Raw genomic sequence first — 763 nt, forward strand, 5'->3', positions numbered from 1 at the left:
TTTTACTCGCAACGGAATTATAGCCCAACCGTTATAAACAAGTTTGAAAAAAACACTGCAAATATTATTATTAGTCTTTGGATTAACATATTGCCAAGCTCAAGAAGTTAAAGGAATATGGATGTCGTATCAGAATTATATAATTGATATTAATTCAATGGTCGCTTCTGGAAACGAAGGATTTTTAATTGACTTTGACAATCAAACTATCGGAACTATACATTCGGACAGTGTTATTCCTTTAAAAATTGATTTCAAAAAGTCAAAATTATTTATGACAAACGACACGCTAAATGTTGACTTTAAGATCTTCCAAAAAGACTCAATTGAAATTGACTTTGGACAAAATATGATGCACGTATTTCGTCCTTTGAACTTGAATCACAAATTAAATACTGACAAAAAAACAATTCAGGATTTTTTGACTAAAAATCGTTTTGAGAAAATCAATGGAGAATTAGAAATAGAATTCAGTGATAAATTTTTCTTTCGTGACCTTATGTTTGAGAAACCGAATAAGAAAAATGCTCTTATAAATAAAAGTTGGGATGATGAAGGATATTGGTTCATCAAGGAAATTAACCAGAATTTTTTCTTAATATTTACCTTAAGTCAGATTGACAAGCAAAATATTTATCAATTAATTTCAATTAATAAATGTAAAATAGAACTTAAACAACTTCAGAAAGCTGACTTCGGTAATGGGCTGACTGAATTAAAAACCTGTTTATAACACAGTGTATAATTCATTGCTTCTGATTTT

At 28.6% G+C, this 763-nt stretch carries 1 protein-coding gene; it reads left to right on the forward strand.

What is annotated here, in order from left to right; all coding sequences use genetic code 11:
- The first annotated feature begins 43 nt into the window (after window positions 1-43).
- A complete protein-coding gene (locus tag AC6I5C_RS17815; RefSeq protein WP_307900121.1) occupies window positions 44-733 on the forward strand; it encodes a hypothetical protein in 690 nt (229 codons plus the stop codon).
- Window positions 734-763: the final 30 nt, after the last annotated feature.

It is taken from the genome of Mangrovimonas sp. sgz306409 (assembly GCF_059735265.1).